We start from the raw sequence: 23712 nt of genomic DNA on the forward strand, positions 1-23712 counted from the left end.
GCTTTAGAGCCAGGAAGAAACGTCATCACCTGCGGCGGACGTTCGAAGGGAGAAGGTTAGCACCAAGGATTACCTCGACTTGCGTCCGGTGAGCGGAGGGAAGGCCCGCAGCACGAAGAATGCGCCATACTTGCAATGGAATGTGCTTCTGCGAATGTTCATTGATCACCCATTGTACTCTGCGCAGCTGGAAATCCTCCGTGCGTTCAATCACCGCTGTCAACTTGGCTATGGTCAATGGCAGTTGGTGTCTATGATTTATCAACCAACCCCGATATCCAAGAGCGCGTTCCAAAGCACTTGCGGTGAGTTGACGTAGCGGAACCATATCGCGCATAGCCAACGCCAACTCTTCCAACTTCCTCGCCAAACGATGATCCAGCCCCTGCCAGTCTATGCGCAAAGGTGATGCTCGAATCACAGTTTTTTTCTTGCTTCGTAATTCCCCATCTGCCTTTCTGATGTCTCCACCACTCAAGGCATATACGTCTGTTATGGATGCACGTGACGGCGGAATAACAGATGAGATATCCAATTCGCGCCCCAGCCGCGAAACGGTTTTAGGATCAAGATGCAAGAGACGCGCTTGGGCTCTTAGTGACCAGCCTTCTTCTCGCAAACGACGCAAAACAGGTTCGAGCATTGGTCCGTATCGCAAAAATCGAGGAGGGCTTATTTTCCCGGTCGTGGGATTAATGTTCCGGGTGTAAGCATAGCCGCATTCACACTCGAAAACTCCAACGTGGTGGCGTTGGTTTCGATGCATTTGAACTTTTGTGATGGACTGAGAATTTACATGTTTGGCCAACGGGTTAAGGCAGCACCAAGGACCTTGGCCGAATGGCTGCCTGCTCAAACCTTCCAATTCGAGAAAATGTTGCAGCATAGCGTGGCAATAGGGGTGAATGGCGGTTCGCTGCTTGCGGACTAGCTTGATTAGCCAATCATCACATCCAGATATCTGCGGAAAATACGCCAAAATCGCATCACACTTGCTATGAAACGCGGCCAAGAATCGCTGTTGATGGATGGTAGCCTGCAACTTGAAAAACCCGGCTCGGGCCATTTGCTGGCGATAAAATTCTGTCCATTCAATTGGATCTTGTGGAGCAGGGGGATTTTGCAACAGTTCGGCACATCGCATTGCTAGCTGTTTTAGTTGTGGCAGGACAGCGGCATCGCTAACGACAACAACCGGTTGGGCTTTGGCAGAACAGTTCGCAACCGTTGCCGCAACAAGCTCGTGCCGACTTCCCGATGCAAATTCAACTTGGCTGTTACAAAGTACACATCCATGTTCGGCACAAACCAAGATGCCTTCCAACTGATGAATCCGCCGCCAATACAGTTCGCCATGCTCCGTTAACATCTGCTGTCGGCATGCGGGGCAAAATCGCAAGTGGGTCAACCGGCGAATACGGAATGCGGTCATCCCCAATCGGACATACGCACTCGCGGCACCCTCCATCATCGCCTTGCGAGCTTGTTGTCGTACACCTGCGGAGACAAAAGCTGTGTAGTAGTGAAAAAGAGTGAATCGATCGATTAGCTCATTGACATCAAATTTTACTCCTGAGGGCAATCGCGATGCCAAAGCTGCCAGATGCCCAGGCAAATCATATGCCGCAACGACATGTCGATTGCCAAACAACCCATCCAGCGTATGCATCACTCCAGGCATGCCTACATTGCAACGATAGCGCGCCAACAAACTATAAAGTAGCTCATCTGGATGGGGTGCGGGGAAATAGGCCAATGTGCTCATCGGGCATACGCCTGAAATAGCGATTTGATGATGCTTACCTCGCGAAGACCGTCATACCCCGATCTTCCCTTCGATTTGGCTGCCTGTACGAGTGTCCGCAAATCTAAACTTGGCCTTGGAATAGCTTCCTTCAGTTGAACCTTTTTTCGCTTGAGCTTTGCGGGTTCGCTCGCAAGTCTCTGGGCAATCTGCAAGATGAGCGACAGCGGATCTTCGGATGGGTTATCGCGCAAAGCATCCGCCAGCAAAATGGCTCCCATATCATCAGCAACCCCCAAGCTTCGAAGGGCAGCACGGACTTGTACCTCAGTGCCTCCCTCCATATACTGGTTAGTACTGTTAAGCGTAGCAGCAGAATAAGGTTCTTGAGTGGAAGTAGGTGAGTCCAATGCTGTATTCAGCAGCTGTATCACGTATTCTTGGAACGGAAGCAGATCATCGAATTTCTGCAGCGCTTTCAAATCATTCTGTCGCAGGGCGCTAATCATCGGCTGGATGAGTTTGAAATCTTCACGCGCAATCTTGCGTAGAAGTTCAGCCGTAATGATTTCCGGAGTACCACGTATTTCGCCAATCGTGACCAAGCGCATTTGGGCAAGCATAAAAAACTTCACAACGATATCGATAATTCCTTGGCTTTCATCGTACAGCACCGCGCGGATCTCAGCGGTAAGTGGTGATACGTCACGAGTCCACTGATAGGCCCACATTCGATCAACGAAATAATCCCAGGATTTGCCCGGCATGTGCCTATCCCAAGTTAATGCTCCTAAACCACTTGCACGACGTGCTTGGCGAAAGTTTTCTTGCAATAGCGGTATGGCGCTCAATGTGCCTATTAGAATAACAGGCACACCAATGGTGTTTACAAGTGTCACCAGAAAATTCAGAAGTGACTCCGACTCCGTTTTAACACCTCGCAGGTGCTGAATTTCATCAATAACAATAACACCCACTGCATGCAAATTGGCGATGTGTGCCATATGCACCATCATTTCATCGACATTTTTACGTTTATTACCGTACCAACTGAGATATTCCGTACCAATCAGACGATCTACCGCAGAGAAAAAGTTGATACACAGCTGTTTTGGCGTTCCTTTGCTTGGACAGTCGAGCTTCAACCAAGTTAGCTGTATCAGACTGAATGGTTCAGAATGAGCAATGCATTGGGGGATTTGGTGCAACACTTTCTCAATCGACTTTGACTTCCCAATTCCAGAACAACCTGTCAATGCAAAGCTTGTCGCTGTATTTTCTACCGCATGCAATGACGGGGTATTCAGGTCTTTCTTTGCAATTCTTTCTACGCCATTTTGAAGATGGCGTAAGTAGTTGTGCGTAAGCGGATTTCGACCAATGTAACCTTGTCGCAACAGCATATCAAATCGCTCGGCAAGCTGAATCTGTCGCTCCATCGGCTCAAAATAGCGCGCAAGACGCATGATGCAATGCTTGCGCAGCTCCGCTGGATAATTTCGTTCAGTTGCATCTATAAGTGGATGACAGGCCAGCGACTTGATAAGCTCTGCTTGCGATGAGATATTAGGCAAACATGAAATAAACGGGTTTCCCGAATACTCCGGGAGACTCGGCTTCTTGTTTTCCATAACCATGCCACACCTCCGGGAAGCCTTTGTGATCACCTAACTTGAAAGTGTGATGTGATAAACTCACAACTAGCTAAGAATCGCTTTTTGAACTAGGCTCATCTTGAGAATTTCTGGTTAGCATTTCAGTAATATCAGGCTCCGAATACATATCGGATGCTGTTTGCCGCAGGGGAATCACGTTATCCTGAACTTTGCGATCCTGGCTTATTCCCGCCCCGAATGCCTCTTTATCTGCAATACGCTGGCGCTCTTCCGCACGGTTTTTTCGAATTTTGCTGGTACGGGCCAAGTTACTCTCGGCGCTGAGCGGCACCTGCGATTGCGCACGAAGTACCACCTCTTCGATGTGAGCGGAAAGGTCGGCTTTTGCCAGAGTTTGCTTTGCTTGATGTTTGGCTGAACGGGCGGCGATATCAGCACGACCTTGGCCAATTTCCCATTCGGAGATTTGACGATCTGCACGACTACGGTCGGTCAAGCTGCATGGTACAAATCCTTGAAAATCCGTGGCATAGTGCAAGAAGATCATTTCGCGATCACGGGGGTCAAAGCTAATAGGTACTCGCCAATGACCACGCTGTCGCGCACGATCCAGCCAACGTTCCTTGAGTGCCATTTCACAAATGTAGTAGCTACCATCATAGCGAATGCCCTTTTCGGTCACAGTCGCTTGTGCGGTGGGAAGTAGATGAAAACGAATACCCTCAATCGGATATGTTCGTAGGCACCCGCTACGGTTGCGAATGCCCCAATCCCACAAATCAGAGGGAACTGCAAGCACTTCATCGGCTATCAGATCGCGATCCTTGTCATAGGTCCGCAGCTCATGGTGGTTGTTGTAGTAAAGAATGTCTGCGATCAAGATTTCTGTAAATTGCTCTAAATCAAGAACCGCGTCCAGCCGATAGTCCCGCACGCCGCGCTGCCGGAAATCCGGCTCTACATAACCGGGCACATAGGGTTTAAATTTTGCGGGTAATAGTCGAAAGCGCTGTTCAACCACCCCTTTCCAATCCGCACGATAGGAAGCTGTATTTTCGATTGTTACACGGTAATTGTTGGCCAGTGTGTCGATGTAGCGACTCTCAATTTCGCCACGGTCCCCCAGAAGAATGGCGGGAAGGTGGTGACATGGCCAATCTTCCGGTTCAATCTGGATGCCAAAACGCTTGCAATAATTAACCTTGTCCTCAGCAGCATTGGCTAGAGCCAGCATGCCGCCAACCCACGAAGGGCCTTCTAATCCTACAGATAAACCAACTATCATGCGGCTGAAGACATCGATCACAATATACAACACAGGTCGTCCGATAATGCGATCACGCTTAAGGCGCGAAACAAGGTAAACATCCGCAATGGTTGCATCGATCTGAAAACGAGCGCCAGGTCCCCAAACTTCCGCATTGGAGGTTCCTATATAGCCACGCATGTCTTTATCGTAGTTTTTCTCCCCAATACGACGACGCTTTATATCAAATAATTGGTTATCTCTCTCGTACCAATAGCGAAATTGCACTAGGGTGGGTTTGGTATATTTCCCACTCTCGGAGGTCAAATCACCAGCGGGTTCCAACCCAAGGCGATAACGATGCACAACCCTCCCAGTGTCGGGATCAACATCTTTATCACAAAAGAAATCCTTAATCATTGTGTGATATGCATCGGCCAACGAATAACGCTTACCCTTTAAATAGTAACGATGAATCGCGATACGAAATACTTTCCGGATATCATCGTTAACATTGACGCCGTCGCCAATATCAAATTTACGAGGGCGCCCGCGCTTTACTGCAGGGTTCGAACCCCGGGAAGCACCCTTGGCGCCACACCTATCCCAATCAAATAAAAGCGCATTGATGCTGAGAGCGCGCTGCCAATACCGCCTAAGATAGCTATAGACGGTTTGGTGAGGCACGCGGTGAAGCTGGCATGCGTCAGAGACAAGTGGACCTCGACTACGGCTTAAGAAAATGGCGGGCTCATTGCGCACCAACGGAGCAATGATTTTCCAAGCTCGGTCACGAGCTGCCTTGCGTGCATTAGATAGTTGGTGATCACCTGCAACCACGGCCAGAGGATCATCCTTGAGCAAGCGAGCATGACCGAACATCACATCATCAACTAGCTGAATTGTGGTGGTAAATACCGGCCAAGCTCGGGGGTCATGAATGTCGATAACAGCCGCACCGCTGTTATCTGGATTCAGCCAGATCAGGCGAAGCGTACGCTCGCTACCGTCTGCATAGTGCAGCAGATCGTTCAGCAGAAGTACTACGCGGCTTTCCACTTGGTTCGCCCTGCAGGAGATTGAATTTGTAGCTGCCCAACACTACCAGACACCTCAAATGGTTTGTCCATATCGATAGCAAGAATCCGGATTGCAACAAGATGCCTCAGAGCAGTCAGACCTTCGCCTAGTCGGAAACCATGATTCACTTCCAAAAAGTCAAAGAATTGTTTGACGGAAGTGGCAACCGGTATCGCATCCAATTCATGAATCACGCGAGTACATCGATCAGACCAATATCCATCGTAAAGTGACGTTATCCCCTCCAGCGAATACATTTCGTTTGCCCACGCAATATTGGCAATGCGTTGAGATGGCAACTCCCGCTCGGTATAAAGCGTCCAATCAACCTCTTTTGCTTGAATATCCCAGTATCGGCGCTCAATTTCCAGTTTTTCAATCGTACGCGGATCATCCAAGTCTGAGCTGCACTTCCCTGCGTAGGCAATCAAACGAGTACCGGTGGAGCAGATTACGCTCGCGAGCACGTCGGTGGTCATAACGATGTCCACGCCAGAATGAGGGTCGCGAGGATGTTCTACCGCCATGTCTTTTGCAATCTGCCGAGTCATATCTCGGTCGAGCGGAAACTGCTCGCGAATATCGACAACATCGGCAGACCAATCTAGCAAATGGATAAGCCCAGTTTCGATGTCGGAAAGAGCGTGATGCTGACGCTGACAGGTGACCCCAGGGATGCGGGAAACACGGCCGGTTGACGGTACATCATGGATCGTCAGCCAAGGCTTGTACTCGCCTAAAGTACCCTGGCCCCGCCCCTCTTTCAAAAACCGTGCATGTTTGGCTTCATCAAACTCATATCTGCGCTTCGCCATGGACTCTCTCCGCACGCCGCTACTTCAACCTAGCACCGGAATATTCCATGTCAACACTTTATTATTAATATCAAAACTTTATTATCAATGTCAGAACTTTATTATGAGAAAACAGCTCATCCCCATGCACCTGAATCCTCACTCCACAGTCACCGATTTGGCCAGGTTCCTTGGCTTGTCTACATCCGTGCCTTTGCGGCAGGCAGTGTGGTAAGCCAGCAGTTGCAGCGGCAAGGTCATGATCAGTGCGGAGAGCGGGCCGGCGGGCTGGGTGAGTTGCAGCACGCGGTGGGCGCCATCCGCCAGCGCTTCGCAACCTGGCTCCGCGATCAGGTAGACGCGGCCGCCGCGGGCCATCACTTCGCGCAGGTTGGATGCCAGCTTGTCCGGCACTGCATCAGCGCCAGCGCAAACGATCACCGGCATGTTTTCATCCACCAGCGCCAGCGGGCCGTGCTTGAGTTCGCCGCCGGCGTAGCCTTCGGCGTGGATATACGCAATTTCCTTGAGCTTGAGCGCGCCCTCCAGCGCAATCGGGTAGAGCGTGTGGCGGCCAAGGAACAGCGCATTTGCATCGTGGCTGAGTTCGTGTGCCCATGCTTCCAGCTCCGGCTCGACCTCGAGGATGCCCTGCGCCAGTGTGGGCAATCTGGGTAGCCATTCAGCCAGTCCGGCCAATTGCGTTTCCGGCAGGCTGGCGCGGGCGCGGGCCAGTGCAATGCCCAGCACGTACAGCGCGGCCAGTTGCGTGGTGAAGGCCTTGGTCGACGCCACGCCGATTTCCATGCCGGCCTGCGTGAGGAACAGCAGATCGGCTTCACGCGTCAGCGTGGCGTGCGCTACGTTGCACAATGCCAGCAGTTGAACCTTGCCGCGTTCGCGGGCGGCGCGTGCGGCGGCCAGCAGGTCGGCGGTTTCGCCCGATTGCGAAATGGCCACCACCAGCGTGCCATCGGCCTCCGTGCTACTGCGGTAGCGGTATTCGCTGGCGATTTCCACGCTCACCGGCAGCCCGGTCCATTCCTCGATCCAGTACCTGGCCACCAAGCCGGCGTGATAGCTCGATCCGCAGGCAACGATGCGCACGGCGGGCGCGGTCTTGAACACTTCATCCGCGGTCGGTCCGAACACTGCCGGCACGCAACCCAGTTCCAGTGCGCGCGACAGCGTATTGGCCAGTGCAGCAGGCTGCTCGAAGATTTCCTTCTGCATGTAGTGGCGATAAGGGCCCAGCTCCGCGGCTTCCGGTTGTACATCTATGGTGCGCGCAGTACGCGCCAGCGCCTTGCCATCCGCCCCGTATACCTGGATGCCGCTACAGCGCACATCGGCCAGCTCGCCCTCTTCCAGGTAGATCACCCGTTGCGTCAGCGGCAGCAGCGCGGCGATATCCGATGCAAAGTACTGCTCGCCAAAGCCCAGACCCAGCGCCAGCGGGCTGCCCTTGCGTGCGCAGATCACCCGGCTGGCGTCATCGCGCGCCAGCACGCCGATGGCATAGGCGCCTTGCAGCTGCGGCAGAGCCGCCTGCACGGCAGCCAGCAAATTGCCGCGGCGCTGCAACTCCGCATGCACCAGGTGGGCAATGACTTCGGTATCCGTTTCCGAGCTGAACGCGTAGCCGCGTGCGGTCAGCGCCGCGCGCAATGCCTGATGGTTTTCGATGATGCCGTTGTGCACCACCATCACGCTGTCGCCCCCCAGGTGCGGGTGCGCGTTCACTTCGGACGGCACGCCATGGGTAGCCCAGCGGGTATGGGCAATGCCGCGCCTGCCCTGCGCGCCGCCAGCGCGCTCAGTCAGTGCCGCCACGCGGCCAGCCACGCGGATGCGTTGCACGTCACTGCCGCTGGCCAATGCCACGCCACTGGAGTCATAGCCGCGGAATTCCAGCCGGGCGAGACCCGCCAGCAACATGGGTAGAACGTTGCGATCAGAAATTGCACCAACAATGCCGCACATGGTCAGGCTCCCGCCAATGATGTTGCGGTGCAATGTAAACAGCTGCCATCAGCCTGTCGTTACGGATTTACCCCTAAGGTGCTACGGATAGTCAGGTCACCCCTGACACGCCAGCGGGCTGAACATCCGGATGGCAACGGTGCGCGCGATCAAGCAAGTACGCGCTTTGCAGCGCTGCTTGCACAAGCAGGCGGCGGCTGGCACTGCCACAGCATTGCAAGCTGCTTGCGGTATTTATACCTGTGCGCGTTCATCAGCTTACTTCGGGCACCCGATGGGCGGCGCAGCACTGTGGGCTACAGTGGAATAACTCCCACGCAGACATGGCCAGCCATGGCCGACGCGGGGCTGGCAGATCTTTGTGATGGCATAGACAGAGCAGGAGGCAAGGTATGGCTGTGCAGCTGTTGTCGCTAGGCGTCATCGGCGTGCGTTTGATGGACAGGATACTGACCGCCAAAGCCACGTTTCCGGATGAGCTGGCCGACCATATCGTGGATGAAATCAACTGCTACCTGCCACGCGCCGGAGAGGCCGAGCAGGCATTGCTGTTTCATCTGGCCTGCGATGTTTATGAAGCACTGGATGACAATTTTGCCCGGGTGGATAGCCGTGAAACCCGCAAGACGGTACTGGGCATCATGAACGTGCTGATCCAGCGGGCACGCGGGCTGGAGCGGCAAGACTTCCATTGATTCGACACGGGCACCGGCCGGGGTGGCCATTAAGCCGCGCCCACACGACAAAAAACCCGGCATGGCCGGGTTTTTGCATTCACTACCGGTGCAGTCAATCAACCGGTATCAATCGAAGGTCAGCTGACCATCACGCAGGCGTACGCGGTCGCCGGCGGAGAACTGCGGCTTTTCCTGGTAGCTGAAGCTGCGTTCGCTACCGTCATCGAACACCACGCGCACATCGTAGCTGGTGGTCTTGCGCACCTGCTTTTCAACCTGGTGGCCGGCCACTGCACCACCGATGGCGCCCAGCACGGTTGCCACGTCATTGCCGCGGCCCTTGCCCACTTGGTGGCCAACCACGCCACCCAGCACACCCCCTACCACCGCACCGCCACCGCTGGCTTGCCCGGCAGTCTGGATGGCTTGCACGTCAACCACGCGACCGCAGCTGTTGCACACCACCTTGGTGGGCGCCGGCACATACACTGGCTGTTCGGCTCGCGGCGGCGGCACCGCGGTAGGGCGCGGGCGCGGCTTGGGTTTGGCTGTCGGTGCGGGTGCCAGCGTCGGCACCGGTGTCGGACTGGGGGTGGGTTCCAGAGTCGGGATAGCGGTAACGGGTGCGGAAGCCACCAGCGCAACAGGGGCACTGGCAATCTGCTCGGTGCTTTTCGGGCTACCGATCCAGCCTAGCCAGCTTGCGATACCAACGCCGGATGCCAGGATGACTGCGCCGGCAGCTGTCAGGATAAGAGGATGCGTTTGTGGGGCAGACATGGTGTCTTCCTCCTTGTGGTCAGATGAATTCATCATGCCCTCTTTAACGCCGCAAGCGCAGTGATGACACACACATGAACCCCGGCAATTTTCACGGGGTAAAAAAGCGCCATCGCGCCGCAAAGCCGCGCCCACAAAGGAAAGGCCGCCTTACGGCGGCCTTTGGAAGATGTAGTTTCCGTGAAAAGTTACAGGCGGAAGCGCGCCACCGCTGACCGCAGATCAGATGCCAGTTGCTCCAGCGAGCGCACGTTTTCGTTTGCTGCACGTACCGAATCTGCAGATTCTTCCACCATGCGCGCGATGTGCTCGACGTTGGTGGCAACACTGCTGCTCGCCAGGCTCTGCTCGGATGTGGCATTGGCCACATCGCGGATCTTGGCCAGCGTTTCGGATGCGCCGCTACTGATCTCGCGTAGCGTCGCTGCTGCGCGGTCGGCCATTTCCACCCCGCGCGCGACCTGCGGTGTGGCCTCGTCCATGCTGGCCACCACCGACAGCGTATCGGTCTGCACGGCCTGGATCATGCTGGTGATCTGACCGGTGGCCTGCGTGGTGCGCTCAGCCAGCTTGCGCACTTCGTCTGCCACCACCGCGAAGCCGCGGCCTTGCTCACCGGCACGCGCCGCTTCGATTGCCGCGTTCAGGGCCAGCAGATTGGTCTGGTCCGCAATGTCCTTGATCACGCTGGCAATGCTGTCGATCTCGCGCGAGCGCTCCACCAAACCGCCAATCAGGCCGGATGCATCGGCGATCTGCGTGGAAACCCGCTGGATTTCAGCTGCTGCACGGCTGACCAATCCTTCACCCTCGGCAGCCAGTTGGCTGGAACGCGACGAGTTCTGCTCGGTTTCACGCGCACTTTGCGAGATATGGTCAACGCTGACCGACATTTCCTCGATGGCCGCTGCCGTGGCCGACGTGGCATCGGACGATTGCCGCGATGCCTGGCTGATGGCCTCCATCTGGTGCGACAGGCCACCGGCCGCATGCTTGAGCTCATCCGCGCCGCGCTGGATGCCCTGGATCATGTCGCGCAGGCTGGACTGCATGCTCGATACCGCCCCCAGCAAGCTATCCGGCCGTACATTGCCGGCGATCTTGCGCCCCAGATCGCCTTGCGAAATGGCCAGCGCCACCTCTGCCGCATAATCGGGCTCGCCACCCAATTGCGACAGCAGCTTGCGTACCGCAGTCATCAGGATCAACGCCACCCCGGCTGCTACCACCAGACAGATGATCACCTGCCAGCGGGCATTGGCCCAGAAGCGCGCATTGGCTTCGGCTTCACTGACGCCATTGCCGACGATCCAGTGCCACTTCGGCGATTGCACCACCACGGTCAGCAGGTCGACCACCTTGCCATCGCGCTCGGAATTCCATTTGTACTCGGTCAGTGCGCCGCCGGATTTTTCCACCGCGGCCTGCGCCAGTGCGCCCACACTCTTGCCCTGCGCATCCTTGAATTCATTGAAGCTGGTGCCATGCAGTTGCGGATCGAGCGGCGCGGCAATGAAGTTGAGCTTTTCGTCCACCACGTACACGTATTCGGACTTGTGATACTTGTTCTCACGCAGGATCTGCGTGGCGATGGCCTTGGCCTGTTCTTCGGTCAGCTTGCCGCTGGCCGCCAGATTTTCCATCTGCACGATGGTCAGGCTGGCACTTTTGAGCAATTGCTCGATACGCGCCTTGTTGTCGTCGTTCGCTGCAGTCTTCATGGTCTGCAGGCCGACCAGCATCACGCCGATCAGCGCGACCAGCACAAGGGCCGACAACAGCCACGCTTTTACTTTCAATGACATTGGGAACACCCCTGGAGAGCGTTGCGGGATTGTTTCAGCATAGTCGGGCTTTCCGCTTACGCCAGCAAGCCCGGATGAAGAAAATGTTTAATGCATATGACTATTGCGTGCCGAGCGCCTGCAGCGCGTCTGTCCGCCCGATAGCAACAGCGCGGCATGCCGCATTGCAGCTGGCAACCGGCGGCATGGTGCACGCCGGATCAGCCTGCGGCCACCACGCCATCCAGCCTGGCCTGCTCCCACAACCAGTCGATGAACAACTGCAAGGCCGGCCGGTGCGGCGGCGGTGTGGTGGTGACCAACCAGTAAGGCAATTCCAGCGGCACCGTCAGATCGAACAGCGGTACCAGCCGGCCGCTGGCCACTTCATCCTGGATCAGCAGGCGCCGGGCCAGCGCGATGCCCTGCCCTTCTGCCGCCGCCTGCACCAGCAATGCAGAATCGTTGAAAACGATGCCTTGCGATGGCTCGGGCCAGTCGTTCAGGCCCGCTTCGTCAAACCAGCGCCGCCAAGGTTCGTTGTTGGAGCGCAGCAGCATACGCCCGGCCAGGCCGGCCGGTTGCCGCGGCAGGCCGCCTGCCAGTGCCGGGCTGGCTACCACGATGAAATCGTCTTCCATGAAATGCTGTGCGTACAGGCCCGGGTATACCCCGCGCCCCACGCGGATCGCCAGATCGATGCCCTGCGCGGCGATGTCTTCACGCGTCAGCGATGAGTGCACCCATAGCTCGATCTCCGGATGCGCGCCGATGAAGTGCTTGAGCCGCGGCGTCAGCCACTTGGCGGCAAACGAGGGCACGCAGGTGATCACCACGCGCGGCCGCTCGCGCTCGCGCCGCATGGTTTCCACCTCTGCTGCGATGGTCCCGAATGCGCCGTTCAGCACACCAGCCAGCCGTCGGCCTTCCGCAGTCAGCCGTACGCCACGCCCTTCACGGATGAAAAGCGCGTAGCCCAGCTGTTCTTCCAGCGCCTTGACCTGATGGCTGACGGCGCCCGGGGTGACGAACAGCTCCTCTGCAGCCTGCGCCATATTGCCCAGCCGGGCAGCGGCCTCGAAGGCGCGCAACGCCGGCAGTGAGGGCAAACGGCCCGGCGCCTTCAATGGTGAATTCAATTCACTATTCCAGTGAAAACGTATCGTTTGTCCATCATGCCCATGCTGTCCAGAATGAGCAACATCAGCAGCATTCAACAGCCAGGCAGACTCAGCACGAATAAAGCCTTGCGCGGCATCCGGCTGATACAGCACCGCGTTGAAGCGGCGAATGCGCCAACCGGCAATGCCGGGTGCAACATCACAAGGAGTGAATCATGTTACATGATCAAGCGATTGCAGCATTGCCGTACGGCCGGGTGATCAGCAGCCACGCCAGCAGCGTGCAGGTAGTGGAAGGCATCCTGTGGATTACCGACGATGGCGCCAGCGATGTGCTGGTGCACGCAGGCGAAACGCATCATGCCAGCGGGCATATGGTGATCGAAGCACTGGAAAGCGCACGCGTGATCTTCGCCGCCCACGCAGAAGCCAGCCCGGGCCGGGCAAGCGAAACAACATTGCAAGCGGCCTGAGCAATCACCTCGATGTGAGGTCTCGACGGGAGCGGTAGCGCGCCAGCCCCGCGTCGGCAGCAACGATCAGCAGGCCGGTACAGGCAAAAGCCACGCCGAATGCGGCAGCGTTCCACAACACCGGCACGTAGCCGTGTTCCAGCGCGTTGAAGAAGGGATACGGGTAGCGGCCCAGCATGGCACCGCGGATCAGCACATACACGAAGTACGCACAGGGGTAGCACAGCCAGCGGAATGCATCGCGCCAGCGCAGCTTGCCAGCCGGGGCGAAGCCCAGCCAGTACGCAAGGTAACCGGCAGGGATCACATCATGCAGCAGCAGGTTGATCAGCCATTCCAGCCCTTGCGGCGTCCACAGGCTGCGCAGCAGTACCTCGTAGCCCAGCGATACGATCAGGATGTACACCAGGCTGGCGGCGCGCACGCCCGGCTGCCATAGCCAGCGCGCCAGCCGAGAGCGTGGGCCCAGCAACGGCACCGTCAGCACCAGCGCCAGCAGCAGCGTGCTCAGGTTGGTGAAGAAACCCAGGAAACGCACCAGCGCAAACCACAGCGTCTGCCCGTGCGAGAGCTCCTCGGCGATGGTCAGCCCCAGGCGGGTCAGCACGGCAAACCACACCAGCAAACCCAGAAACAGCTCGCAGCGCCGCGCCCAGCGCAGCCGGTTGCTCACCACCGGCAAAACCGGCGTTGCTTCAAGCGATACCTGCATCGCACACCTCCAGAACGACTCTGGGCCGGCATAACGGCTGCCAGCCCAGCTATCGTTCTAGTGCGGGATGCATGCAGGCGTATACGGTATGCATGCAGCAGCCGACCATCGGCAGGATTGCTGCGGCATTGATCGACATGGCATGAAAAAACAGGCACCGGAGCGCCTGTTTTCTATGCAGCTGGCTGGCTTATTTCAGCTTGGCCAGTTGCGCCTGCAGTTTGCCCAGCTTGTCTTCCAGATCGGCCACCAGCGCGCGATCCTTTTCGACCAGATGCGCGGGTGCCTTGTCGATGTAGCCCGGTTTTTCCAGCTTGGCCACCATCTTGGCCAGGCCGTCCTCCGTCTTGGCGATTTCCTTGGTCAGCCGTGCGCTTTCCGCAGCCTTGTCCACTTCCACCTTCAGCATCAGCCGCGTGGTCCCGGCTACCGCCACCGGTGCATCGTCTTCCGGCAGCGCACTGACCACATGCACCTCGGAGAGCTTGGCCAGTGATTTGATGTAATCGGCAAAGCGGCCGAGGCTGGCATCGCCCTCGATGAACATCGGCACCTTCTGCGACGGCGGCAGGCCCATTTCACCGCGCAGGTTGCGCGCGGCAAAGGCAATGGCCTTCAGCTCCTCGACATCCGCATAGGCGGCCGGGTCGATCTTGCTGTCATCGGCCACCGGCCATTGCGCCAGCATCAGCGATGCGGTGTCCTTCTTGCCGGCCAGCGGCGCAACCACCTGCCACAGCTCTTCGGTGATGAAGGGCATGATGGGGTGATTGAGGCGCAGGATGGTTTCCAGCACGCGGATCAGCGTACGGCGGGTGGCGCGCTGCTGCGCCTCACTGCCGGTCTGCGCGCTGACCTTGGCCAGCTCGATATACCAGTCGCAGTACTCGTTCCACACGAACTCGTACAGCGCCTGCGCGGCCAGGTCGAAGCGGAAGGTATCGAGCGCCAGCGTGACGGCTTTTTCCGCCTCCTGCAGCTTGCCGATGATCCAGCGGTCGGCAAACGCGTAATCCAGATCGGCGCCATCTTCCAGGCCGCAGTCCTTGCCTTCCACATTCATCAGCACGAAGCGCGTGGCATTCCACAGCTTGTTGCAGAAGTTGCGGTAGCCCTCGCAACGCTTCTGGTCGAAATTGACCGAACGGCCCAGCGATGCCAGCGAGGCAAACGTGAAGCGCAACGCATCCACGCCATAGGCGGGAATGCCATCCGGGAACTCCTTCTGCGTCTTGGCGGCCACCTGCGGAGCTTTTTCCGGGCGGCGCAGCCCGGTGGTGCGTTTTTCCAGCAGCGGTTCCAGCGCAATGCCGTCGATCAGGTCTACCGGGTCCAGCACGTTGCCTTCGGACTTGGACATCTTCTGCCCTTCGCCATCACGCACCAGGCCGTGGATGTACACGTGCTTGAACGGCACCTTGCCGGTGAAGTGCTTGGTCATCATCACCATCCGGGCCACCCAGAAGAAGATGATGTCGTAGCCGGTCACCAGCACGCTGGACGGCAGGAATGCCTTCAGCTCCGGTGTTTCCTGCGGCCAGCCCAGGCTGGAGAACGGCACCAGCGCGGACGAGAACCAGGTATCGAGCACATCGTTGTCGCGCGTCAGCGGCTTGCCGCCCGATTTGGCCAGCGCTTCGGCCTCGGTACGCGCCACATACACCTGGCCGTCGGCGTCGTACCATGCCGGAATCTGGTGGCCCCACCACAGCTGGCGCGAAATGCACCAGTCCTGGATATTCTTCAGCCAGGCGTTGTAGGTATTGATCCAGTCTCCCGGCACAAACTGCACTTCGCCGTTTTCCACCACTTCCAGCGCTTTCTGCGTGATGCTCTTGCCGGTTTCATCGGCCTTGCTCATCGCCACGAACCACTGGTCCGTCAGCATCGGCTCGATCACCGAGCCGGTACGGTCGCCGCGCGGCACCATCAGCTTGTGTTTCTTGATCTCGCCCAGGAAGCCGCCGGCTTCCAGATCGGCCACCACCTGCTTGCGCGCGGCAAAGCGCTCCAGCCCCTGATAGGAGGCGGGTGCGTTGTCGTTGATTTTGGCGTCGAGCGTCAGGATGGAGATTTGCGGCAGGCCATGGCGCTGGCCAACTGCATAGTCGTTGAAATCGTGCGCCGGGGTGACTTTCACCACGCCGGTACCGAATGCCTTGTCGACATAATCATCGGCAATAATGGGGATTTCGCGCTCGCACAGCGGCAGCTTCACCATCTGGCCGATCAGGTGCGCATAGCGCTCGTCTTCCGGGTGCACCATCACCGCCACGTCGCCCAGCATGGTTTCCGGGCGGGTAGTAGCAACCGTCAGTTGGCCCTCACCATTCGCCAGCGGGTAGTGGATATGCCACAGATGGCCGTCTTCTTCCTCGCTGACCACTTCCAGATCGGATACCGCCGTGCCCAGCACCGGGTCCCAGTTCACCAGCCGCTTGCCGCGGTAGATCAGCCCCTGCTCGAACAGGCGCACGAATACTTCGGTTACCGTGCCCGACATCTTGTCGTCCATGGTGAAGTACTCGCGGCGCCAGTCCACCGAAGCGCCCATGCGGCGCATCTGGCCGGTGATGGTATCGCCGGAATGCTTTTTCCAGTCCCACACCTTTTCGATGAACGCCGGGCGGCCCAGGTCATGGCGGCTGACGCCCTGCGCATCCAGCTGGCGCTCCACCACGATCTGCGTGGCGATGCCGGCATGGTCGGTACCCGGTACCCACACGGTGTTGTCACCGCGCATGCGGTGATAGCGGATCAGGCCATCACAGATGGTCTGGTTGAACGCGTGCCCCATATGCAGCGTGCCGGTCACATTGGGTGGCGGCAGCTGGATGGCGAACGACGGTGCGTTCATGTCCATGCTGGGGCTGAAGTAATTGGCCGATTCCCAGCGCGGATACCAGTTGGCCTCGATCGGGGCGGGTTCAAAGCTCTTGGCAAGTTGCTCGAGTGCGGTGCTCATGACGGGCTCGGAAATGCAAAACCGCAGATTATACAGCCCCGCACACGCAGGCAGCTGCCCGGCGCAATCCAGCCGGCAATTCCATTGCGATCACTTACCGGGCCAGCAAAGCAAATCAGGTATGCAATTGCCTATTTGTATCGTAAAAACAATCAATTCGTCAGAAACAGTAGCCAACCCGCTTGGCATAATTGATCTGATAAGCATATGCTTACTTAGCACCCAAACAGTGCCGCAAATAATCAATTGCACCAATTGAGTGCAACAAATAAAAACCGGGGGTTGTCCACCATGCTTGCAAGCCAAGCTGCCCACAGACCGCATTTCATGCGGAACTGCCTTTCATCCTTGCGTGCAAGCGATTCCTTGTTTATTCAAAAGTAAGTACCACTTCGCCCGTCACCAGGGGTATTTCGTGAATCAACAACGCCTCATCCTTCTCGGGCTCTGTATCTGCAACCTCGTCATTGCCAGCCTGATCGCCACCACATGGTGGCATGGCTTGATCCTGGGGGCAGTACTTGCAATTGCCGTCTGGTTTTTCAGCGCCACCGCAGCGCCGGTGGTTGAAATCGCCGCGCCGGTTTCACGCGAAGAAGCGCTGCGCGTTGCGCCGCATGCGCAACTGCCCGAGCTGATGAGTGGCGTGCTGCCGCTGTGGAAGCGCAATGTGGAACTGGCACGCACGCAAACCGCCGAAGCCATCGACAATCTGGCCATGCGCTTTGCCGGCATCAACCAGCGGCTGGGCGGCACGGTAGCGCTGGCCGCCGGCGGGGGTGGCGGCAACATGCTGCAGGTAATCCAGACTGCGGAAGACCACCTCGGCGGCATCGTCCGCTCGCTGGAACAGGTGCTGGCGGCGCGCGAAACACTGCTGCACGAGATTGCCGGGCTGGGCCAGTTCAACGAAGAACTCAAGCGCATGGCCACCGATGTCGCGCAGATCGCCGGCCAGACCAATCTGCTGGCACTGAATGCCGCCATCGAAGCCGCCCGTGCCGGTGAAGCGGGCCGTGGCTTTGCCGTGGTGGCGGATGAAGTGCGCAAGCTCTCCAACATGTCCGGCGAAACCGGCAAGCGCATTGCCGGCAAGGTCGAATCGATCAACCAGACCATCCAGGGCGCGCTTGATTCAGCCAACCGGCTATCCGGTGACGAAGCCAAGATGATCGGTGATTCCAAGACCGTGATCGGCAGCGTGATCAGTGATTTCCAGCAGGCGGCAGTGCGGCTTTCCGAAACCGTGGGCCAGCTGGAAACCGAAAGCCGCGAAGTCGAGCACGAAGTGCAGGACGTGCTCGTCAACCTGCAGTTCCAGGACCGCGTCAGCCAGATTCTCGATCACGTGCAGCGCGACATCGTGAAGCTGGGTGATCTGCTGGACCGCAATCAGGCATTGCCTGATCGCGCCATCTGGCTTGCTGATCTGGAACGCACTTACACCACGCTCGAACAGCGACAGGTGCATGGTGGCCAGCAAAAAGCCAGCGTGCAGTCTTCGCAAGTCGATTTCTTCTGACCCTCGCCTCACCCGGAGTACCCAATGGGCAAGACCATACTCATCGTCGATGATTCGTTCAGCATGCGCCAGACCGTCGGTATCGCGCTCAAGGGCGCGGGCTACGATGTCGTCGAAGCCGCAGACGGCAAGGACGCCCTCACCAAGCTCGATGGCCGCAAGTACAACCTGATCATTTCCGACGTGAACATGCCGAACATGGATGGCATCAGTTTTGTGAAGGCCGCCAAGCTGCTGCCCAACTACAAGTTCACCCCCATCATCATGCTCACTACCGAGGGTGACGAAACCAAGAAACAGGAAGGCAAGGCTGCCGGCGTACGCGCTTGGGTGCTCAAGCCCTTCCAGCCCCCCGTGCTGCTGGATGCTGTTTCCAAACTCGTGATGCCGTAATCCGCCGGAGCGCCGCCATGCCGATCACCGAACAGGACCGCAACGGCCAGTTGTTGTTGCAGTTGGAAGGCGGACTGACCATTTTCCAGGCCAGCGAACTCAAGGATCAGTTGCTGCAGGCACTGAGCCGCACCGGCAACCAGATCGAGCTGGATCTTTCAGGCGTGGACGAACTGGATACCGCCGGCGTGCAGTTGCTGCTGGCACTCAAGCAGGAAGCCGCCAACCAGCAGAAATCCGTCAGCTACAGCCACCATAGCCCGACCGTGCTGGCGGCCATCGATCTGCTCAATCTTGCCGCAACACTGGGCGATCCACTGCTCATTCCCAACGCGAGGTAACGCAATGGACATGGATATGGCGCGTGATGCGCTGGTGCAGGAATCCCGCGAGCTGCTTGCCGCGATGGAAAACGCGCTGCTCGAAATCGAAACCGACGGGGTCAGCAGCGAAGCCATCAATGCCATTTTCCGCGCCGCGCACACCATCAAGGGATCGGCCGGGCTGTTTGCCTTCGACCGCATCGTCAGCTTCACCCACATCGTGGAAAGCGTGCTGGACCGCGTGCGTACCGGCAAGGTACAGATCGACGACGCCATGCTCTCCTTGCTGCTGAACTGTGGCGACTACATCGGCGCGCTGGTGGACGCGATCCAGAACCGGACTGAGGATACCGAGCCCGATGCCGACCGCCGCGCGGTACTGGAAAAACTGCTGGGCGCGCATCTGGAACCTGCGCCGGCAGTGGCCGAGCCCACCGCCTCCTCACTGGCCACCACCGCCCCCGATCATGGCCCGGGCACCGAACACATCGAAGGCAGCGGCGGTGTCGACAGCGACAACTGGCATCTGTCATTGCGCTTTTCCCCGGATGTGCTGCGCAACGGCCTTGATCCGCTGTCTTTCCTGCACTACCTGACCTCGCTGGGCCGCATCGTTTACCTGCACACGGTGGTGGATACGCTGCCGGCGCTGAGCCAGATGGATGCGGAAACCGGCTACCTGGGCTTCGAAATCGATTTCGAATCCGATGCCGACCGCGCCAAGATAGAAAGCGTGTTCGACTTCGTGCGCGAAGACAGCCAGATCCGCATCCTGCCACCACACTCCAAGATCGATGAATACATTGCGTTGATCGCGCTGATGCCCGAACCGGGCCGGCTGGGGGATATCCTGGTGCGTGGCGGTGCACTCACCGAAGTGGAGCTGGCACAGGCGCTCGATCAGCAGCACGACCAGCAGATCGGCCAGAAGCCGCTCGGCGCCATGCTGGTGGAACAGCAAGTGGTGCCGGAAGCGGTTGTATCGGCTGCGCTCAACCGCCAGAAGCAGAGCGAAGACAAGAAAGCCCATGAGCAGAAGTTCATCAAAGTGGAGGTTTCCAAGCTCGACCAGCTGATCGATCTGGTGGGCGAGCTGGTGATTGCCGGCGCAGGCGCCAACCTGATTGCCAACCGCAAGAAAGACGCGCAGTTCGAGGAAGCGGCGCAATCGATCTCGGTGCTGGTCGAACACATCCGTGACGCCGCGCTCACCTTGCGCATGGTGCCGATTGGCGAGGTGTTCCAGCGCTTTCCGCGCGTGGTGCGCGATATCTCGCGCGAGCTGGGCAAGGAAATCGAGCTGATCGTCACCGGTGCGGAAACCGAGCTCGACAAGAGCATGGTCGAGAAACTGGCCGACCCGCTGATGCATATCGTGCGCAACTCGATGGATCACGGCATCGAAGGCACCGAAGCACGCGTACTGGCCGGCAAATCGCCCACCGGCATGCTCAGGCTCAATGCGTATCACGAATCGGGCAGCATCGTGATCGAGGTCTCCGATGACGGCCGCGGCTTGAACCGCGAGCGCATCCTGGCCAAGGCCATCGAGCGCGGTCTGGTCACTCCGGAGCAGATCCTCAGCGACAACGATATTTTCCGGCTGATCTTCGAGGCGGGTTTCTCTACCGCCGAGCAGGTCACCAACCTGTCCGGGCGTGGCGTGGGCATGGATGTGGTGAAGAAGAACATCGAAAGCCTGCGCGGCGAAGTGGAAATCCTCAGCAAGGAAGGCCAGGGCACCACCACGCGCATCCGCCTGCCGCTCACGCTGGCCATCATCGATGGTTTCCAGGTGATGGTGAACGACGAAGTGTTCGTGATTCCGCTCGATCTCGTCATCGAATGCGTGGATCTCGCCGGCCACGATGCGCGTCACAACATCGTCAAGCTGCGCGGCGAGCCGTTGCCCTTCGTGCGGCTGCGTGAATTGTTCGAGTTACCCAGCCTGGAGCAAAGCCGCGAAAGCCTGGTGGTGGTGCAGTTTGGCCAGCAGCGCGCCGGGCTGGTGGTGGACCGCCTGCTGGGCGAGTTCCAGGCCGTGATCAAACCGCTGGGCAGCCTGTTCAGCGGCATACGCAGCATCAGTGGCTCGACCATCCTCGGGGATGGCCGCGTGGCGCTGATCCTGGATGTACCGCACCTGGTACAGCAAACCACGCAACAACAGTCCCTGGCTCAATCCGGCAAATCAGCCGGTTTTCTTGCACATAACAAAACAGTCGACCTCTAGGAGACTTTCATGGGCTGGTTCTTGCAAATGCGGCTGGGCACCAAGCTGCTGACTGCGTTTTTCATCTCGTCGTTACTTACCCTGCTGATCGGCGTGTGGGCGCTGACCAATATCCAGAAAGTGGGCGACGGCGGCACCGATATCTACAAGAGCAACCTGCTGGCGATCAGCTCGCTGGCCCGCGCCAACGTCAACCTGGTCGCCCACGCCCGTACCATCGTACGGATGATGAGCCTTGCCGATAAACCGGATGAAGTACAGGCAGCAGCAACACGCAACGAAACCTATCTGGCCAACTTCAACAAATCCTGGGATATCTATTCGAAAACAACGCCCTCTGATACCGAGGCCAAGCTGCGCCAGGATTTCAAACCACTGCTGCAGGAATACCTCGGTTTGTCGGACAAGGCCGTCAGCTTGCTCAAGGCGGGGCAGGCCGACGACGCAAAGACATTGATCAATGGCAGCCTGCGCCAGCAAATCGGCAAGATCGACAAACTGCTCGACGATATCAGCGCCGATAATGAAAAGCAGGCGGAGGAAGCCAACAACGCCAACCAGGCCACCATCAGCGGCGTACGAACGACCACCATCATTGCGGTGATCGTGGCATTTGCACTGTCCATCTTCATGGGCGTGCTGCTGGCGCGCATCGTGACCCGCCAGGTGGGTGGCGAGCCTGATGAGGCAGTGCGCATCCTGCAGCGTGTGGCCGATGGCGACCTCACTGTCGATGTCAACGTCAAGCCCGGCGACACCGGCTCCATGCTGTTCAGCATCCAGCAGATGATCGGCAAGCTCACCAGCGTGATCGGCGATGTGAGCAGCTCGGCCAGCTCGCTGGCATCCGCGTCCGAGGAGATTTCTGCCTCCGCACAGGCACTGAGCCAGAACGCGTCCGAGCAGGCGGCCAACGTCGAGGAAACCAGCGCAGCGGTGGAAGAAATCACCTCCACCGTATCGCAGAACTCGGAAAACGCCCGCATTACCGATGGCATGGCCAGCAAATCGTCCAGCGATGCCGTCGAGGGCGGCGAAGCGGTGAAGCAAACCGTGGCCGCCATGCGGCAGATTGCCGGCAAGATCGGCATCATCGACGACATTGCCTACCAGACCAATCTGCTGGCGCTCAATGCCGCCATCGAAGCGGCGCGTGCCGGCGAGCACGGCAAGGGCTTTGCCGTGGTGGCTGCCGAAGTGCGCAAGCTGGCCGAGCGCAGCCAGGTGGCCGCACAGGAAATCGGCTCGGTGGCCAGCAACAGCGTGATGATGGCGGAAAGCGCCGGCACGCTGCTCGACCAGATGGTGCCCGCCATCCGCAAGACCGCCGACCTGGTGCAGGAAATCTCCGCCGCATCGCGCGAGCAGACTACCGGCCTCGACCAGATCAACTCGGCAGTGAGCCAACTGGCACAAACCACACAGATGAATGCATCGGCATCGGAAGAATTGTCGTCGACCTCCGAAGAAATGAGCGCGCAGGCGATCCAGTTGCAGGAAATGATCCGCTTCTTCCGCGTCGCCAATGGTCACCATGGCGGCGGCGGTACGCGGCGCGTTGCTGCTGCCGCGCCACGCAAGGCCCCCCCGGGCAATGCCCGCAAACGCGCGTCCATGCTCGATTCGGGTGATGACGCGGTCGATGAATCATCGTTCACCCGTTTCTGAGGAGGGAGACATGTCCAATCTGCCCACTACCGCCGCGTCGTCCAGGCTGCAGGGCGTTGAATCGCCCGGCACCCAGCAATTCCTGACCTTCACGCTGGGGGGCGAGCTGTTTGCCATCCCCATCGAGCATATCCGCGAAATCATCGAGTTTGGCGGCCTGACCGAGATCCCCATGCTACCGCCGTTCCTGCGCGGGGTGATCAACCTGCGCGGCGCGGTGGTGCCGGTGGTGGATCTGGCGGCGCGCTTTGGCCGCAACAGCACCGAAATCGGCCGACGCACCTGCATCGTGATCCTGGAAGTGGAGCAGGATAGCCAGATGGTGGCACTGGGCATCATCGTGGATGCGGTGAACGAAGTGCTGTCGGTGGAGCCCGGCCAGATCGAGCCGCGCCCCAGCTTCGGCGCCAAGATCCGTGCCGATTTCATCGACGGCATGATCAGCCTGGGCGAACGCTTCGTGATCGCGCTCGATATCCAGCAGGTGTTGTCCGTGGATGAAATGGCAGCACTGATCGGCATGAACCCGCACGACGAGCTGGCCACCGCGCAAGCCTGAGCTGTACCTGCAATACCCGATACCAATTACAACAAGATG

At 58.4% G+C, this 23712-nt stretch carries 18 protein-coding genes; 8 read left to right on the plus strand and 10 right to left on the minus strand.

The window, feature by feature from the left end:
* Window positions 1–25: 25 nt before the first annotated feature.
* From IGB42_RS08060 to glmS, 5 genes are all read right to left on the minus strand, one after another.
* Entirely contained in the window at window positions 26–1765 is a 1740-nt protein-coding gene (locus IGB42_RS08060) for a TnsD family Tn7-like transposition protein (RefSeq protein ID WP_159669643.1), read from the minus strand.
* Window positions 1762–3381, minus strand: a complete 1620-nt coding sequence (locus IGB42_RS08065; RefSeq protein ID WP_159669646.1) for an ATP-binding protein — start codon at window positions 3379–3381, stop codon at window positions 1762–1764. Before IGB42_RS08065 ends, IGB42_RS08060 begins: the two co-directional genes overlap by 4 nt.
* 67 nt (window positions 3382–3448) lie before the next feature.
* A complete protein-coding gene (locus tag IGB42_RS08070; RefSeq protein WP_159669649.1) occupies window positions 3449–5665 on the minus strand; it encodes a Mu transposase C-terminal domain-containing protein in 2217 nt (738 codons plus the stop codon).
* Window positions 5650–6501 carry a TnsA endonuclease N-terminal domain-containing protein gene (locus IGB42_RS08075; RefSeq protein WP_159669652.1) on the minus strand — a complete coding sequence of 284 codons (852 nt, stop codon included), beginning with the start codon at window positions 6499–6501 and terminating at the stop codon, window positions 5650–5652. Before IGB42_RS08075 ends, IGB42_RS08070 begins: the two co-directional genes overlap by 16 nt.
* Before the next feature lie 138 nt (window positions 6502–6639).
* Window positions 6640–8463: a glutamine--fructose-6-phosphate transaminase (isomerizing) gene (glmS, locus tag IGB42_RS08080; protein WP_159669655.1), complete on the minus strand. Its 1824-nt coding sequence runs from the start codon at window positions 8461–8463 to the stop codon at window positions 6640–6642.
* 392 nt (window positions 8464–8855) lie between these two features.
* Between glmS and IGB42_RS08085 the strand changes: the two genes are divergently transcribed.
* The gene (locus IGB42_RS08085; protein WP_159669658.1) at window positions 8856–9158 is read left to right on the plus strand and encodes a hypothetical protein; all 303 of its coding nucleotides are present in this window, start codon (window positions 8856–8858) and stop codon (window positions 9156–9158) included.
* 108 nt (window positions 9159–9266) lie between these two features.
* Here the strand turns inward: IGB42_RS08085 and IGB42_RS08090 are convergent, their stop codons facing one another.
* The 3 genes from IGB42_RS08090 to gcvA form a co-directional block, all read right to left on the minus strand.
* Window positions 9267–9920, minus strand: a complete 654-nt coding sequence (locus IGB42_RS08090; protein ID WP_159669661.1) for a glycine zipper 2TM domain-containing protein — start codon at window positions 9918–9920, stop codon at window positions 9267–9269.
* 188 nt (window positions 9921–10108) lie between these two features.
* Entirely contained in the window at window positions 10109–11725 is a 1617-nt protein-coding gene (locus IGB42_RS08095) for a methyl-accepting chemotaxis protein (protein WP_159669664.1), read from the minus strand.
* 200 nt (window positions 11726–11925) lie between these two features.
* Window positions 11926–12843, minus strand: a complete 918-nt coding sequence (gene gcvA, locus IGB42_RS08100) for a transcriptional regulator GcvA (protein WP_159669667.1) — start codon at window positions 12841–12843, stop codon at window positions 11926–11928.
* Window positions 12844–13040: 197 nt separating this feature from the next.
* Between gcvA and IGB42_RS08105 the strand changes: the two genes are divergently transcribed.
* Window positions 13041–13298, plus strand: coding sequence for a hypothetical protein (locus tag IGB42_RS08105; protein ID WP_159669670.1), 258 nt, complete (start codon window positions 13041–13043; stop codon window positions 13296–13298).
* A gap of 4 nt (window positions 13299–13302) precedes the next feature.
* Here IGB42_RS08105 and IGB42_RS08110 read toward each other — a convergent pair whose 3' ends face one another.
* Together IGB42_RS08110 and IGB42_RS08115 are read right to left on the minus strand one after the other, a co-directional pair.
* Complete coding sequence (locus tag IGB42_RS08110; RefSeq protein ID WP_159669674.1) at window positions 13303–14010, minus strand: Pr6Pr family membrane protein; 708 nt, start codon at window positions 14008–14010, stop codon at window positions 13303–13305.
* 190 nt (window positions 14011–14200) lie between these two features.
* Complete coding sequence (locus tag IGB42_RS08115; protein ID WP_159669681.1) at window positions 14201–16975, minus strand: valine--tRNA ligase; 2775 nt, start codon at window positions 16973–16975, stop codon at window positions 14201–14203.
* 415 nt (window positions 16976–17390) lie between these two features.
* Here IGB42_RS08115 and IGB42_RS22525 point away from each other — a divergent pair, with 415 nt between their 5' ends.
* The 6 genes from IGB42_RS22525 to IGB42_RS08145 are packed head-to-tail and all read left to right on the plus strand — an operon-like array spanning window position 17391 to window position 23673.
* On the plus strand, window positions 17391–18497 hold the full coding sequence (locus IGB42_RS22525; protein ID WP_159669686.1) for a methyl-accepting chemotaxis protein: 1107 nt from the start codon (window positions 17391–17393) through the stop codon (window positions 18495–18497).
* A gap of 24 nt (window positions 18498–18521) precedes the next feature.
* Window positions 18522–18890, plus strand: coding sequence for a response regulator (locus IGB42_RS08125; RefSeq protein WP_159669690.1), 369 nt, complete (start codon window positions 18522–18524; stop codon window positions 18888–18890).
* Window positions 18891–18907: 17 nt separating this feature from the next.
* Window positions 18908–19231 carry a lipid asymmetry maintenance protein MlaB gene (locus IGB42_RS08130; RefSeq protein ID WP_159669695.1) on the plus strand — a complete coding sequence of 108 codons (324 nt, stop codon included), beginning with the start codon at window positions 18908–18910 and terminating at the stop codon, window positions 19229–19231.
* Window positions 19232–19235: 4 nt separating this feature from the next.
* Entirely contained in the window at window positions 19236–21446 is a 2211-nt protein-coding gene (locus tag IGB42_RS08135) for a chemotaxis protein CheA (protein WP_159669699.1), read from the plus strand.
* A 9-nt stretch (window positions 21447–21455) separates the two neighbouring features.
* Window positions 21456–23114: a methyl-accepting chemotaxis protein gene (locus IGB42_RS08140; RefSeq protein ID WP_159669702.1), complete on the plus strand. Its 1659-nt coding sequence runs from the start codon at window positions 21456–21458 to the stop codon at window positions 23112–23114.
* Window positions 23115–23124: 10 nt separating this feature from the next.
* A complete protein-coding gene (locus tag IGB42_RS08145; RefSeq protein ID WP_174764185.1) occupies window positions 23125–23673 on the plus strand; it encodes a chemotaxis protein CheW in 549 nt (182 codons plus the stop codon).
* Window positions 23674–23712: the final 39 nt, after the last annotated feature.

Origin of the sequence: Andreprevotia sp. IGB-42 (genome assembly GCF_009848685.1) — a bacterium.
Classification (GTDB): Bacteria; Pseudomonadota; Gammaproteobacteria; order Burkholderiales; family Chitinibacteraceae; genus Andreprevotia.

Excerpts from the sequence above, each read along its gene's own strand:
- IGB42_RS08125 (WP_159669690.1), top strand. The coding sequence starts at position 18,522 with ATGGGCAAGACCATACTCATCGTCGATGATTCGTTCAGCATGCGCCAG.
- IGB42_RS08095 (WP_159669664.1), bottom strand. The coding sequence starts at position 11,725 with ATGTCATTGAAAGTAAAAGCGTGGCTGTTGTCGGCCCTTGTGCTGGTC.
- IGB42_RS08145 (WP_174764185.1), top strand. The coding sequence starts at position 23,125 with ATGTCCAATCTGCCCACTACCGCCGCGTCGTCCAGGCTGCAGGGCGTT.
- IGB42_RS08090 (WP_159669661.1), bottom strand. The coding sequence starts at position 9,920 with ATGTCTGCCCCACAAACGCATCCTCTTATCCTGACAGCTGCCGGCGCA.
- IGB42_RS08110 (WP_159669674.1), bottom strand. The coding sequence starts at position 14,010 with ATGCAGGTATCGCTTGAAGCAACGCCGGTTTTGCCGGTGGTGAGCAAC.
- IGB42_RS08105 (WP_159669670.1), top strand. The coding sequence starts at position 13,041 with ATGTTACATGATCAAGCGATTGCAGCATTGCCGTACGGCCGGGTGATC.
- IGB42_RS08115 (WP_159669681.1), bottom strand. The coding sequence starts at position 16,975 with ATGAGCACCGCACTCGAGCAACTTGCCAAGAGCTTTGAACCCGCCCCG.
- IGB42_RS08085 (WP_159669658.1), top strand. The coding sequence starts at position 8,856 with ATGGCTGTGCAGCTGTTGTCGCTAGGCGTCATCGGCGTGCGTTTGATG.
- IGB42_RS08130 (WP_159669695.1), top strand. The coding sequence starts at position 18,908 with ATGCCGATCACCGAACAGGACCGCAACGGCCAGTTGTTGTTGCAGTTG.
- glmS (WP_159669655.1), bottom strand. The coding sequence starts at position 8,463 with ATGTGCGGCATTGTTGGTGCAATTTCTGATCGCAACGTTCTACCCATG.
- IGB42_RS08065 (WP_159669646.1), bottom strand. The coding sequence starts at position 3,381 with ATGGTTATGGAAAACAAGAAGCCGAGTCTCCCGGAGTATTCGGGAAAC.
- IGB42_RS08060 (WP_159669643.1), bottom strand. The coding sequence starts at position 1,765 with ATGAGCACATTGGCCTATTTCCCCGCACCCCATCCAGATGAGCTACTT.
- IGB42_RS08135 (WP_159669699.1), top strand. The coding sequence starts at position 19,236 with ATGGACATGGATATGGCGCGTGATGCGCTGGTGCAGGAATCCCGCGAG.
- IGB42_RS08075 (WP_159669652.1), bottom strand. The coding sequence starts at position 6,501 with ATGGCGAAGCGCAGATATGAGTTTGATGAAGCCAAACATGCACGGTTT.
- IGB42_RS08140 (WP_159669702.1), top strand. The coding sequence starts at position 21,456 with ATGGGCTGGTTCTTGCAAATGCGGCTGGGCACCAAGCTGCTGACTGCG.